The organism is Nocardioides sp. (genome assembly GCF_050246775.1).
In the GTDB taxonomy this organism is placed as follows: domain Bacteria; phylum Actinomycetota; class Actinomycetes; order Propionibacteriales; family Nocardioidaceae; genus Nocardioides.
In genome coordinates this window covers 803424-815860 of record NZ_JBFWVK010000002.1, presented here as the reverse complement: position 1 = coordinate 815860, position 12437 = coordinate 803424, and the positions used below count along the sequence as shown (strand labels likewise).

The window sequence follows — 12437 nt, the reverse complement described above, 5'->3', positions numbered from 1 at the left end:
ATCCGCAGCCATCTCAGGCTCTCCGCACCAGACACGTCGCGCCGCCGATGGCGATGACTCGCTCGTCCCGGTCGGTGATGCGAGCGGAGGCGACCATGGTGCTCCTGCCTTGGTGCTCGACCTCGCCGGCACAGACCAGCGGCCCGCCCGCAAGCAGCGCCGGCCGCAGGAACCGCACGTTGAGCTCGCCGGTGACATAGCCGACGGCCGCCGGGAGCAGCGAGTGGACTGCACAGCCCATCGCGGTGTCCATCACCGCCGCGAGCACCCCTCCGTGGACGATTCCGAAAGGGTTGAGGTGGAACTCGCCCAAGGCGAGCCTGAACGTGACCCGGCCCGGATCGACTTCGACGGGCTCGATGCCCAGGGTCCTCATCGCCGGCGGCAGCGGCAGGGTGCCGGCCCCGATGGCCCTCAGGACCGAGATCCCGTCCTGATCCAAGCCGGCGAGGGCCGTGGGGGCCGGGTCGTCCCAGTCGTAGGTGCGTTGGCGGAGGTCAGCCCGGCTCATGACGGGCCGGCCATCGTGCGTGAGGCTCGCGCAAGCATGCTGCGGACCACCCAGGGGTGGATCCGACGCACGAGTGCGAAGTAGCCGCGCCCGCGCCGGTTGCGCACCTGAACGACGGTGCTCAGTGCCACCCGTCCGGGCTCGACGAGCACCGATGCGCGGAAGCCGAGGTGCCGTTGGTCGGTCCCGACAAGGACCTCGTCCCGCCTCCAGTTCACGGTCGCGAAGGCGTGGCCGCCGCCAGGTTCGATACCGACCAGGCGCACCACCAGTTCGCGTACCCCGAAGAGTGCACGCACCCAGAGCGCCGGGCCCTGGAAGATCGCCTCGGCCCACTCTTGCGGGTCGCGACACGGTGCACCGAGTGGTGTGAGGACGGCGTAGGCGTCCGACCAGTCGACGTACGGCAGCGCATCGGTGAGCAGCGGCGTGGTGGGCAGCGGGATCGCGAAGACGCGCCCGGTCAGGCCCGGGCCCACCGGATCCAGTTGGTGATGTCTGACACCTGGCCGGGTAGAGATGATGAGTGGCTCCATGACTCTCCTTCCATACGCCTCCGTATGGAGACAATCAATACGGTAGCGTATGGAGATGCCGAGTGGAAGCGCGGACGTGATGACGACGTGACGCCTCCCCGGGGGACTACCAACCGCGCCGCGCGAGAGCCGCGGCGGCGTACGGCCTAGCTCTCGAGGCTGACCAGTGCCTCGACGGCCCGCTCGACGTGGGTGGCGAACGCCCGTCCCTTGGGGAGGAGGCCGGGTGTGGCGTGGGCGAGCTGGGCGTGCCCGAGGAAGGCGGCGTAGGCCAGAAGGCCCCGGTCGCGCGCCTGAGTCTTCGACAGCCCCAGGTCGGTGTACAGCCCGGTCAGTGCCGCCAGGCGCCGCTCCGTGACTCGAACCAGCGTGGTTGCGACCAGGGGGTGTGACGCGCTGGCCTGGAGGGCGAGCTCGACCGATCCTGCCGTTCCCGCGGAGCCGTCCTGGACGGATGTGAAGGCCAGGTGGAGGAGGTTGCGCAGCCGGGTCAGCGCGTCCTGCGACTCATCGATGGCCGCGATGACGCGATCGGTGTCGCGCCGTTCCCACAGCTCCAGGGTCGCTGCGAGCAGTGCGTTCCGGTCGGCGAAGTGCCAATAGAAGCTGCCCTTGGTCGTCCCCAGCGCCTTCGCCAGTGGCTCGACGGCCACTGCGGCCAGCCCGCCGCCCGCGAGCGCCGCCAGGGCGGCCTCGGCCCAATCTGAAGGTGCCAAGGATTCGCGCTTCACTTTCGTCATGCCCATACGCTACCGTACGGATTGTTCTCCATACGTAGGCGTATGGAGAGTCCAGAGATCGACGCACAACCGTGCTCGACGCCCGCTTGGTTCTCCAGGGGCTCCCACGTCACACCCGAAAGGTCCGCCATGTCACACGTCCTCTTCCTCATCGGCCACTTCGCCGGTCGGCACCCTTGGCGCGTCATCAGCGCCTGGATCGTCGTCGCCGGAGCGGTTCTCATGCTCAACGTCTCCCAGGGCGGTCAGTACGACGAGTCCTTCACCCTTCCCGGTTCGGAGTCGCAGCGTGCGGCTGATGCGATTCAGGATCGCTTCCCCGGGGAGACGGTGTACTCCTCGAATGTGGTCTTCCACACCGAGAACGGACTGTCCGATCCCGAGATCAGAGTCGCGATCGAGCAGTCGATCCAGAGGCTCGCCGTCGTGCCACACGTGATCGCCGTGACTAGCCCCTACCAGGCGCGCGGGCCCACGCTCAGCGACGACGATCGCACCGCGTTCGCCACTGTCGGTTTCGACACCCAGCAGGTCGGCGTGGCCGAGCTCGACGCCGCCGACAACGCCGTCCAGCCTCTACGTGAGGCCGGCATCCAGGTCGAGTACGACGGCGGCCTGAGGCGACTGCGGGCAGTTCGGCAGAGGGGTCGGCGTGCGCGACCGTCTGGTCGATCCTGATCACCCTGTCGGGTCTCTGGATCCCGGCCGCCGTCAACCTCCTCGGCGTGCGCAGCATGGGCATCTTCCAGGTCTGGACGACGGTGCTGAAGTTCATCCCCCTGGCCCTGATGTCCACGGTCGGACTGTTCTTCATCACCGCCGGCAACTACACCCCCTGGAACACCAGCGGCGACACCAACCTGTCGGCGATCGGCGGCGCCATGGCCATCTGCCTGTTCAGCTACCTCGGGGTCGAGACGGCATCGGTCGCTGCCGCCAAGGTGCGTGACCCCGCTCGCAACGTGGGCCGCTCGACCATCTACGGCACCCTCGCCAGCGGCGTGGTCTACATGCTGTCGCTCGTCGCGGTCTTCGGCATCCTGCCCGCGAGCGCACTGGCGCTCGACGGCAACAAGGCGTCGTACTCCGCAGCCGCTGACGCCATCGTCGGCAGCGGTGCCTGGGCCGGCAACCTCGTCGCGCTCGCCGTCATCGTGTCGGGCATCGGTGCCCTCAACGGGTGGACGATGATCGTGGCCGAGGTGCCGCTCGCGGCCGCCAACGACGGCCTCTTCCCGCGCCGCTTCGCCCAGCTGTCCGGCCGCGGTGTGCCGGCCTTCGGGATCATCTCCTCCACGCTGCTCGCCTCCATCGCCGTCATCATCAGCTACCTCGGCACCAGTGGTGCCTCCGTCTTCACCACGCTGGTGCTGATGACCGGCATCACCGCCGCCATCCCCTACGCGTTCTCGGCACTGGCGCAGCTCACCTGGCGCTGGCACGACCACCAGCGCGGACCCACCCCCCGTCTGGTGCTCGACCTCACCGTGGCCGTGGTGTCGCTGGTGCTGTCCCTGGCGTTCATCTACTACTCCCGCAACACCGGCAGTTCCTGGTACGTCGTCTGGGGACCGTTCCTGATGGCCGGTGGCGCCTCACTCCTCGGCATCCCGGTCTACCTCGCGATGCGGGGATCGATGACCACCCCGGAGCCGGTGCCCGACTACCGCTGATCGCGGGCACGTCCCGACACCCCCTCACCCCACCCAGCGAAGGACCGCAGCATGACATTCCATGTCGACTCCGAAGTCGGACAGCTCAAGCAGGCCATCGTGCACCGGCCCGGGATCGAGCTCAGCCGCCTCACCCCCGCCAACGTCGACGAACTGCTCTTCGACGACGTCATGTGGGCCGATCGCGCCCGCGAGGAGCACGACGCCTTCGCCGCCCAGCTCAAGGCTGAGGGGGTGCAGGTGCACCACTTCGCCCAGCTCCTCGCCGAAGCCCTCGACGTGGCAGGGGCGCGGGAGTTCCCGCAGGAGCGGCTCACCACCGCCACCCGGTTCGGACCGGCCCTCGACGCGCCCCTCGACGAGCTCGTCGCCTCGACCCCGGCCCAGCCGCTGGCTGACCTGCTGATCGGCGGCGTGCTCAAGCGGGACGTGGCCGACCTGCTGCACGCACCCAGTCTCCTGATGGACTACCTGGGGCCCGACGACTTCCTGCTGCGTCCGCTGCCCAACCACCTCTTCCAGCGCGACAACTCCGCGTGGGTCTACGACGCGGTCTCCATCAACCCGATGGCCAAGCCCGCGCGCCGGGGCGAGACCATCAACTCGCGGGTCATCTACAACTTCCACCCGATGTTCGCCGGGACCTCGTTCCTCTACGGCAACGACTCCTTGGCCCACGACACCGCCACGATCGAGGGCGGTGACATCACGGTGATCGGCAACCGAGCGGTGATGATCGGGATGGGCGAGCGATCGACGCCCCAGGGCGTCGAGACCCTGGCGCGCAGCCTGTTCCGGGCCGGTTCGGTCGACTCCGTCATCGTGGTCGAGCTCCCGAAGGCGCGTGCCTTCATGCACCTCGACACGGTGATGACGATGATCGATGCGGACGCGTTCTGCATCTATCCCTACCTGCCCGACGCACTGCGCTCCTTCACGCTCCGGCGGGTGGGGGAGGGAGGGGACTTCAAGATCGAGGAGAACGCCGAGCTCTTCCCGATCGTCGCGGAGGCCCTGGGCCTGGCGGGAGTGGATGACCTCAGGCTGCTGCGGACGCCGATCGACCAGTTCGGCGCCGAGCGGGAGCAGTGGGACGACGGCAACAACTTCCTGGCGGTCGCGCCGGGAGTGATCCTCGGCTACGAGCGCAACACCACGACGAACCGCTACCTGACCGAGCACGGCATCCGGATCATCCCGGTCGTCGGTGAGGAGCTCGGCCGCGGCCGCGGTGGACCACGCTGCATGACCTGCCCCATCGAGCGCGAAGCGGTGTCGGCATGAGGGCCCCCGGGCTGGAGGGGCGCAGCTTCCTGAAGGAGCTCGACTTCACCCCCGCCGAATGGCGCTCCCTGCTCGGCCTGGCCGCCGACCTCAAGGCCGCGAAGGTGGCTCGCGTCGAGCGGCAGCGCCTGGCCGGTGCCAACATCGCGCTCGTCTTCGAGAAGGCCTCGACCCGGACGCGGTGTGCCTTCGAGGTCGCCGCCCACGACCAGGGCGCCCACGTCACCTACCTCGACCCGTCCGGTTCGCACCTGGGGCACAAGGAGTCCGCCGCAGACACCGCGCGCGTCCTGGGCCGGATGTACGACGGGATCGAGTACCGCGGCTTCAGCCAGGCCACGGCCGAGATCCTGGCCGCCTACTCCGGCGTACCGGTGTGGAACGGGCTGACCGACCAGTGGCATCCCACCCAGTCGCTGTGCGACCTGCTGACCATGCGGGAGCACGTGTCGAAGCCGGATGAGGAGATCTCGTTCGCCTTCGTGGGGGACGCCTGCGACAACGTGGCCAACTCGCTCCTCGTCGCGGGAGCCATGCTGGGCATGGACGTGCGGATGGTCTCCCCGCCGTCCCTGGCCAACCCCGAGGACGTCGTCAAGGCGGCCACGGCGATCTCGGAGGAGACCGGTGCCCGGATCACGTGCACCGACGACATCGGCGTCGGAGTGGCAGGCGTCGACTACGTCTACACCGACGTATGGGTCTCGATGGGGGAGCCCGTCACCGCGTGGGACGAGCGGATCGCGCTGCTGGCGCCGTACCAGGTGAACGCGGAGCTGATGGCTCTCACCGGCAACCCGCACACGAAGTTCATGCACTGCCTGCCGGCCTTCCACAACCGCGAGACCGAGGTCGGTGAGGAGCTGTTCCAGCACACCGGTCTCAGCGCCCTCGAGGTGACCGAGGAGGTCTTCGAGTCTGCGAACTCGATCGTCTTCGACCAGGCGGAGAACCGGTTGCACACCATCAAGGCCGTGCTCGTCGCCACGCTGGGGCGATGACGGATGCGGATCGTGGTCGCGCTCGGCGGCAATGCGCTGCTCCGACGCGGAGAGCGGCCCGACGCGGCGATCCAGCTGCGGCACCTGGCTGCGGCCGCTCCCTCGCTGGCGTCCCTCGCCGAGGAGCACGAGCTGGTGCTGGTGCACGGGAACGGGCCCCAGGTCGGCCTGCTCGCACTGGAGAGCGGCTCCGACACCTCCCTGTCGCGCTCCTACCCGTTGAGCGACCTCGTCGCGGAGACCCAGGGAGTGATCGGCTACTGGATCCAGCAGTCGATGGCCAACGCGGGGCTGGTCTCTCCGGTGGTCACGCTCGTGACCCAGACCGTCGTCGACGCCGCGGACCCGGCGTTCCGCGAGGCGACCAAGTTCGTCGGCAGCGGCTACCCCGAGCAGCAGGCCCGCGAGCTGGCCGAGACCAATGGCTGGACGGTACGTCGCGATGGTGACGCCTGGCGGCGGGTGGTGGCCTCACCCCTTCCCCAGCGGATCGTCGAGCTCGAGAGCGCCGACCTGCTCCTGCGCAACGGCACGACCGTGGTGCTCTCCGGAGGTGGCGGGATCCCGGTGGTCGAGACCGACAACGGACTGCTCGGCGTGGAGGCGGTGGTCGACAAGGACTTCACCGCTGCCCTGATCGCCGAGGAGCTGGGGGCCGAGCTGCTCGTCATGCTCACCGACGTGCCGGCGGTGCTCGCGGATTTCGGCCTGCCGACGGAGCGGCCGCTGCGCGATGTCACTGTCTCGGAGCTCGAGGCGCACCACTTCCCTGCGGGCTCGATGGGGCCGAAGGTCGCGGCGGCCTGTCAGTTCGTCGCAGCCTCCCGAGCGAGGGCCGCCATCGGCGCCCTCGACGACGCCACGAAGGTGGTGGCTGGCGTCAGCGGGACCCAGGTCGTGGCGAGGTGACCGCTGTGACGGCCACGAGCGGTACGGCGGGGCTCTCGGCGGAGCAGGTGACGTCGCGCCGGCAACGAGACGGTGCCAACGTGGTGCCACCTGCGCGGCGGACGCCGCCCTGGCGGCAGCTGGTCGCCCAGCTCACCCACTTCTTCGCCGGCATGCTGTGGGTGGCCTCGTTCCTGGCGCTGCTCGCCGGGATGCCGTCGCTGGCCGGCGCGATCGCGGTCATCGTGGTGCTCAACGGGGTGTTCGCGTTCCTCCAGGAGCACAAGGCCGACCGTGCCGCCGACGAGCTGAACGCCATGATGCCGGCCACCACCCGGGTGGTCCGCGATGGTGAGACCCACAGCATCCCGGTGGCCGACCTGGTCGTCGACGACCTCGTCCTGGTCGAGGCGGGCGACCGGATCGGTGCCGACCTGCGGATCCTGGAGGCCCACGAGCTCACCGTGGACGAGTCCATGCTCACCGGCGAGAGCCTGCCGCAGTCGCGACCGGCCGGCACCGACGTCTTCGCCGGCACCTTCGCGGTCCAGGGGGATGCCAGCGGCCAGGTGGTCGCGATCGGGACCGGCACCCGGTTGGCGGGGATCGCGGCCCTCACCGACACCGCCGAGCGACCGTCGAGTCCGCTGGCGGTGCAGTTGCACAAGCTCGTCCTGGTGGTCGCCGCCATCGCCGTTTCCGTGGGGCTGCTGCTGTCCGTCGCCTCGCTGGCGATCGGCTCGGGGGTCACCACTGCGCTCCTCCTCGGGGTGGGCGTGATGGTCGCGCTGGTGCCCGAGGGCCTGTTGCCCACGGTGACCTTGTCGCTGGCCCGCGGGGCCCAGCGGATGGCCGGGGAGAACGCCCTGGTGCGCCACCTGGAGGCCGTCGAGACACTGGGCGCCACGACCTTCATCTGCACCGACAAGACCGGGACCCTGACCCGCAACGAGATGTCGGTCGTCGAGGGCTGGACCCCGGCCGGTTCGTTCCAGGCCAGCGGCACCGGCTACGCGCCGTCCGGTGCGGTGCTGGCCGCTCCGGAGGTGCGCAGCCTTCTGTCGCTGGCCGCGGTAGGAGCGCTGGGCTGTGCCACCGGACGCAGCGTCGAGCGGAAGGGGAGCTGGGTCGCGGAGGGTGATCCGATGGATGCCGCCCTCGACGCGTTCGCCCGCCGGCTCGAGGGTGGCGCCCCCTCGCCCGGGGCGGCCGCCGTACGGATCCCCTTCACCGCGGCGGCGCGGTGCAGCGCGGCGGTGGTCGACGGTACGGCGTACGTGATGGGCGCACCCGAGGTGCTCCTGGATCGGTGCGGCCTGGGTCCTGACACCCAGGCGCAGAGCCAGCTCCTGGAGATGTCGTCTCGAGGACGGCGGGTGATCGCGGTGACCCGCGCACCGGTCGCCACTCCGGGCCTCGAGATCACCACCGAGGCCGCGCTGATGACGGCCGTGGGCGGTGGCCTCGAGCTGCTGGCCCTGCTCGGCATCGAGGACCCGCCGAGGGCCGAGGTCTTCGACGCCGTCGCCCTGTGTCACCGGGCCGGGATCAGGTTGGCCATGCTCACCGGGGACAGCGCCGCCACCGGAGCGGCCATCGCCACCGAGGTCGGCCTGCTGGGACCCTCCGGAACCGTCGTGGAGGGTGCGGACCTGCCGGCCGGGGACCACGAGATCGCCGACCTCCTCGACCGCGTGGACGGCGCCGTGGTCGCCCGGGTCACTCCCGCCGACAAGCTGCGCATCGCCCGCGCGCTGCGTTCGCACGGCCATGTCGTGGCGATGACCGGGGACGGGGTCAACGACGCAGCAGCCCTGCGGGAGGCCGACGTCGGCGTCGCGATGGGCCGCTCGGGCAGCGACGTGGCCCGGGAGGCCGCCGACCTCGTCCTGCTCGACGACAGCTTCGCCACCATCCCGAAGGCGATTCAGCTCGGGCGCGGGACGTTCGCCAACATCCGGCGCTTCCTCACCTTCCACCTCACCGACAACGTGGCCGAGCTCGTCCCGTTCGTCCTGTGGGCGTTGACCGGCAGCAACATCCCGCTGGCCATCGGGGTGCTCCAGGTCCTGGCCCTCGACATCGGCACGGACATGCTGCCCGCGCTCGCGCTGGGGGCCGAACCCGCCAACGAGCGCACGATGAACGGGCCACGACGCACGACGGAAGTGGTCGACGGGCGGCTGCTACGCAGGGCCCTCCTGCTGCTAGGACCCACCGAGGCGCTGCTGTCCATGGGGGCGTTCCTGACCATCCTGACGATGGGCGGCTGGCAGTACGGCGAGGAGGCGTCCGCCGGCCTGCTGTCGGTGGCCTCCGGCTCCGCCTTCGCGGTGATCGCCGTTGCCCAGATGGCGAATGCGTTCGCCTGTCGCAGCGAGACCCATCCCGCGTGGCTCATCGATCCACGCACCAATCCCTTCGTGCTGGTGGCGGTGGCGGTCGAGGTCGCGCTGCTGGTCGGGTTCCTGGGTGTCCCGTGGCTCTCCGAGCTGCTGGGCGGCTCCTGGCCATCAAGCACCGGGTGGCTGTTCTGCCTGCTCGCCGCGGTGACGATCCCGCTGGTGGATGCGCTGCACAAGTGGGGCGCCCGGGCACTGGCCCGGGACTGACGCGTCAGGCGGGCGACACCGACAGGTGCGGGGCGAGCGTCACCGAGCACTCGGCGCGCTGCCTGATCCCGAGCAGCATCTTGCGCTCCATCACGAAGTGCACCGGACGCAACAGGCGCTGGTAGGCCAGGTCGCCCAGTCTCGTCGGCTCGTAGTCGGCCTGGAACCGGACGACCAGCCTGCTGTTGCCGAGACCATGGGGGGTCAGCTGGAAGGTCCAGAAGGGGTAGGGCAGCTGCGCGGCGAACGCCTCGTCCCGGGTGCCGGCAGGGCCCAGCAGCAACAGGGCCGGCGCCTTCAGGTCGAGCACCACGAACTGCAGTGGCGGCTGGGTGCCCTCCGGCACCAGCCGGACGACATCGCCCACCGCCAGCTCCTGCAGGCGAGGGTCGATGCTGTTCGCGCTGTGGATGTCGAGGCCCAGGAGGTTCTCCAGCCAGTCATAGCTGTAGAGCCCACCGCGGCCCTGACCGATCTGCACGAGCCAGGGCCACACCGCCTCTGGTGGTGCGCCGATCGTGACGGCATGGGTGCTTCGGTAACGGGGCTCACCGACCAGGTCATCGCCGGCCATCGTGGCCAGCACCTCCTGATCGGTGGCGCCCCACGTCGCCAGGCGGGGCCAGAGACGGGCGACCTGGACGCCCGAGACCACGGCCCCGGCGGCCAGTGCGACAGCGAAGGTCCGGCGGCCCATCTCAGGCGTCGCTGGAAGGTGCGGCCGGAGCGGCAGGTACGACGGCGACGGCCCCGTGGGCGTGCTCGACCACCGTGGGGGCGACCGAGCCGAAGATCAGGTCGCTGAGGGGGGTGATCGGGTGGTGGCCCACGACGACCAGCTCGTAGTTCTGGGAGGCGTTGACCAGGTGCTGGTCGGCGAAGCCCTGGGCGAGTCGGACCTCGACGTTGACGTCGGGGAACTTCTCGGCCATGCCGGCGATGGACTCGGCCACCAGGGCGCGCTCGTGGTCCTCCCAGTAGCAGTGCAGGACGACCAGGGGACGAGCGCGGAAGGAGGCCATGCGGTAGGCGAACTCGATGGCCGGCAGCGAGATCTCGGTGCCGTCGACGCCGACGAGGATGCCGTGGGTGGTCAGGCTGGGGTCGACGCGACGCCGTACGACGACGGGGCAGGAGGCGTGCTTGGAGACCGAGACACTGACCGAGCCCAGGAGCAGGCTGGCGATCGGGCCGCGCCCACGGGAGCCGAGGACGATCATCGTCGCGTGCTGGCTGAGGTCCAGCAGGGTGCTGCGGGGATCGGCCTGACTGAGCACCTGGTGGATCGCTGGTGCCGGGAGGGTCTCGAGGGCGCGGGTCCTGGCCTTGTGCAAGGTGGCCTTGCCGGCCGCCTGCGACTGGTCCAGGAGCGCTCCGTAGTCGATCCCGCCTCCGGCGTAGGTGCCGGCGGCGATGAAGCCGACCGGTTCGATGGTGTGCACGATCGTCAGGGGCCGTTGCTCGAGGGCGGCCTGCTCGACGGCCCAGTCCAGGGCCTCGTCCGAGTAGGAGGAACCGTCGACGCCGACGACGATGCTGCCTGCGGGAATACCTGTCGTGTTCATACCTCCAGCCTCGTGGATCTGAGCAGAGGTGCCCACGGGCATAAGGCCCCGTGGGTCGGGCCCTTGGGCCCGTGCGGCGACGACCAGGCCCGCGCCCCAGCCGGGTGCCCGGCCCTGAGCGGGCGGCTCCAGCGGTTCCAGGTCATGACCGCTGCGAGCCAGCAGCCACGAGGTGAGGGAGTTGGAGTTCCACATCTCGCCGGCCAGGAACTCGTCTCGGCCCCACGTCGCCGTGGGGAAGGAGGCCGCCAGGGCGAGGACGGCTCGGGCCGCACCCGCCTCGGTGCTGAGCCGTTGCGGGCTGTCCTCCGCGCTCGCCCGGTCGGGGATGGTGCCGTCCAGCCAGCGGTGCACCTCGTAGCGGAACAGGCGGCTCCTCCCCAGGAGCTTGGAGCCGACCGGACCCTCGCGCACGACCCCGCGATCGACGCCTGGTTGACCCCACACCGGGGTCATCTCGATGACGTGGCGGACCCCGTCGGCGTACACCTCGAGGGCGGAGTGGAACAGACGTTGACGAGCGCGCCGCTCCTTGCGGGCGACGATCGCCTCGAAGGCCAGTCCGCTCCAGCGCACGAGCGGACTGCCGCCGGCGCCCAGCGGGATCCACAGCAGATCCACCGCGAACGCAGGAGCGGGCTCGGCTACAGACGGGGAGCTCATCCGGTTCATGGGGGGACCTCTCCGAGGACAGCGCAGCGTGCGCGAGCACACCCTCAGCGTCGTCGATCCGGGTGCCGGTCGGCAGGGGCGCAGGTCGCGGTGCCGGAGGACCTTGTGCTCTGTGCCGCACCACCGATGGTGCGGAGGCTGGAGACATGACGACCGACGAACGCATCGCGCAACTGGAAGAGCACCTCACCGAACTCCGGGCCACCCAGGCAGATCTGGTTCGACAGCTGGGCCAGGCACGGGTGGACCAGTGGCAGGCTCGGATCGAGGATCTCGAGCTCCAGGTCCACCTGGGTGCCATGGACAGCAACGAACGCATCACCCAGCTCAGCGAGCAGTTGCGCAACAAGTGGGACCGCACGCGAGCACAGTGGGAGGACGCGTCGGCGACCGCATCGACCGTCGCCGAGACGCTGCGTTCCGGTCTTGAGAGTGCCTACCGCGACGTGCGACAGGCGCTCATCGAGTCGCGGGGCACGATCTCGCACTGAGCGGGATCCGAGGCCGCGATCAGCCCGAGGCTGAGGTGCGCGAACGGACGTTGGCCTCGGTGCAGAAGCCGCGCAGGGATCGCTTGCGGCAGAGCAGGCCGAGCAACCGGTTGTCGCTGTCGGTCACGGCGAGCCGTCGCGTGCCGCTCTGGTCCATGAGGCTCACGACGTCCTCGAGGGGGGCAGCGGGGTCCACGGTGCGCTGAGCGAGTGTCGCCAGCCCCAGGGCGGATCGGCCCGGATCGAGTGGACCTTCCAGATCCGACCGCACGAGGGTGCCGTGCAGCACGCCGTCCTCGGTGAGCAGCAGCATGTGCACGTGGTCGTCGGCCAGCGCCTCGCGGGCCTGGAGCACGGTGAGCCCCAGGCCGTGCGTCTTGGGGATGCGCAGCAGCACGTCCGCGACCGTCAGCGGCGCGACTGCGTCCGGCATTCCCATGGTGACGACTGTCGCAGATGGCTGG

At 70.1% G+C, this 12437-nt stretch carries 13 protein-coding genes; 7 read left to right on the top strand and 6 right to left on the bottom strand.

Annotation, left to right across the window (positions count from 1 at the left end):
- Positions 1-13 precede the first annotated feature (13 nt).
- The 3 genes from AB7I40_RS13825 to AB7I40_RS13815 form a co-directional block, all read right to left on the bottom strand.
- Complete coding sequence (locus tag AB7I40_RS13825) at positions 14-511, bottom strand: PaaI family thioesterase (protein WP_428347988.1); 498 nt, start codon at positions 509-511, stop codon at positions 14-16.
- On the bottom strand, positions 508-1047 hold the full coding sequence (locus AB7I40_RS13820) for a DUF2867 domain-containing protein (RefSeq protein WP_428347987.1): 540 nt from the start codon (positions 1045-1047) through the stop codon (positions 508-510). Before AB7I40_RS13820 ends, AB7I40_RS13825 begins: the two co-directional genes overlap by 4 nt.
- A 146-nt stretch (positions 1048-1193) precedes the next feature.
- Positions 1194-1787: a TetR/AcrR family transcriptional regulator gene (locus tag AB7I40_RS13815; protein ID WP_428347986.1), complete on the bottom strand. Its 594-nt coding sequence runs from the start codon at positions 1785-1787 to the stop codon at positions 1194-1196.
- 129 nt (positions 1788-1916) lie between these two features.
- On the opposite strand from AB7I40_RS13815, the gene AB7I40_RS13810 reads away from it, so the two are divergent.
- From AB7I40_RS13810 to AB7I40_RS13785, 6 genes are read left to right on the top strand one after another with little or no spacing between them, the layout of a single operon-like run.
- Positions 1917-2465 carry an MMPL family transporter gene (locus AB7I40_RS13810; protein WP_428347985.1) on the top strand — a complete coding sequence of 183 codons (549 nt, stop codon included), beginning with the start codon at positions 1917-1919 and terminating at the stop codon, positions 2463-2465.
- Positions 2459-3460, top strand: coding sequence for an APC family permease (locus AB7I40_RS13805; protein WP_428348101.1), 1002 nt, complete (start codon positions 2459-2461; stop codon positions 3458-3460). Before AB7I40_RS13810 ends, AB7I40_RS13805 begins: the two co-directional genes overlap by 7 nt.
- Positions 3461-3511: 51 nt before the next feature.
- Entirely contained in the window at positions 3512-4744 is a 1233-nt protein-coding gene (locus AB7I40_RS13800) for an arginine deiminase (protein WP_428347984.1), read from the top strand.
- Positions 4741-5745 carry an ornithine carbamoyltransferase gene (gene argF, locus AB7I40_RS13795; RefSeq protein WP_428347983.1) on the top strand — a complete coding sequence of 335 codons (1005 nt, stop codon included), beginning with the start codon at positions 4741-4743 and terminating at the stop codon, positions 5743-5745. Before AB7I40_RS13800 ends, argF begins: the two co-directional genes overlap by 4 nt.
- A 3-nt stretch (positions 5746-5748) precedes the next feature.
- A complete protein-coding gene (locus AB7I40_RS13790) occupies positions 5749-6654 on the top strand; it encodes a carbamate kinase (RefSeq protein ID WP_428347982.1) in 906 nt (301 codons plus the stop codon).
- A 5-nt stretch (positions 6655-6659) separates the two neighbouring features.
- Positions 6660-9245, top strand: coding sequence for a cation-translocating P-type ATPase (locus tag AB7I40_RS13785; protein WP_428347981.1), 2586 nt, complete (start codon positions 6660-6662; stop codon positions 9243-9245).
- A gap of 4 nt (positions 9246-9249) precedes the next feature.
- Here AB7I40_RS13785 and AB7I40_RS13780 read toward each other — a convergent pair whose 3' ends face one another.
- Positions 9250-9942: a hypothetical protein gene (locus tag AB7I40_RS13780; protein ID WP_428347980.1), complete on the bottom strand. Its 693-nt coding sequence runs from the start codon at positions 9940-9942 to the stop codon at positions 9250-9252.
- A gap of 1 nt (position 9943) precedes the next feature.
- Positions 9944-11482: a universal stress protein gene (locus AB7I40_RS13775; protein ID WP_428347979.1), complete on the bottom strand. Its 1539-nt coding sequence runs from the start codon at positions 11480-11482 to the stop codon at positions 9944-9946.
- A gap of 146 nt (positions 11483-11628) precedes the next feature.
- Between AB7I40_RS13775 and AB7I40_RS13770 the strand changes: the two genes are divergently transcribed.
- Positions 11629-11973 (top strand): hypothetical protein, encoded by a 345-nt coding sequence (locus tag AB7I40_RS13770; protein WP_428347978.1) that lies wholly within the window; start codon positions 11629-11631, stop codon positions 11971-11973.
- 19 nt (positions 11974-11992) lie between these two features.
- Here the strand turns inward: AB7I40_RS13770 and AB7I40_RS13765 are convergent, their stop codons facing one another.
- Positions 11993-12412: a CBS domain-containing protein gene (locus tag AB7I40_RS13765; protein WP_428347977.1), complete on the bottom strand. Its 420-nt coding sequence runs from the start codon at positions 12410-12412 to the stop codon at positions 11993-11995.
- Between the last annotated feature and the right edge of the window lie 25 nt (positions 12413-12437).

Excerpts from the sequence above, each read along its gene's own strand:
- AB7I40_RS13825 (WP_428347988.1), bottom strand. The coding sequence starts at position 511 with ATGAGCCGGGCTGACCTCCGCCAACGCACCTACGACTGGGACGACCCG.
- AB7I40_RS13820 (WP_428347987.1), bottom strand. The coding sequence starts at position 1,047 with ATGGAGCCACTCATCATCTCTACCCGGCCAGGTGTCAGACATCACCAA.
- AB7I40_RS13815 (WP_428347986.1), bottom strand. The coding sequence starts at position 1,787 with ATGACGAAAGTGAAGCGCGAATCCTTGGCACCTTCAGATTGGGCCGAG.
- AB7I40_RS13810 (WP_428347985.1), top strand. The coding sequence starts at position 1,917 with ATGTCACACGTCCTCTTCCTCATCGGCCACTTCGCCGGTCGGCACCCT.
- AB7I40_RS13800 (WP_428347984.1), top strand. The coding sequence starts at position 3,512 with ATGACATTCCATGTCGACTCCGAAGTCGGACAGCTCAAGCAGGCCATC.
- argF (WP_428347983.1), top strand. The coding sequence starts at position 4,741 with ATGAGGGCCCCCGGGCTGGAGGGGCGCAGCTTCCTGAAGGAGCTCGAC.
- AB7I40_RS13790 (WP_428347982.1), top strand. The coding sequence starts at position 5,749 with ATGCGGATCGTGGTCGCGCTCGGCGGCAATGCGCTGCTCCGACGCGGA.
- AB7I40_RS13780 (WP_428347980.1), bottom strand. The coding sequence starts at position 9,942 with ATGGGCCGCCGGACCTTCGCTGTCGCACTGGCCGCCGGGGCCGTGGTC.
- AB7I40_RS13775 (WP_428347979.1), bottom strand. The coding sequence starts at position 11,482 with ATGAACCGGATGAGCTCCCCGTCTGTAGCCGAGCCCGCTCCTGCGTTC.
- AB7I40_RS13770 (WP_428347978.1), top strand. The coding sequence starts at position 11,629 with ATGACGACCGACGAACGCATCGCGCAACTGGAAGAGCACCTCACCGAA.
- AB7I40_RS13765 (WP_428347977.1), bottom strand. The coding sequence starts at position 12,412 with ATGGGAATGCCGGACGCAGTCGCGCCGCTGACGGTCGCGGACGTGCTG.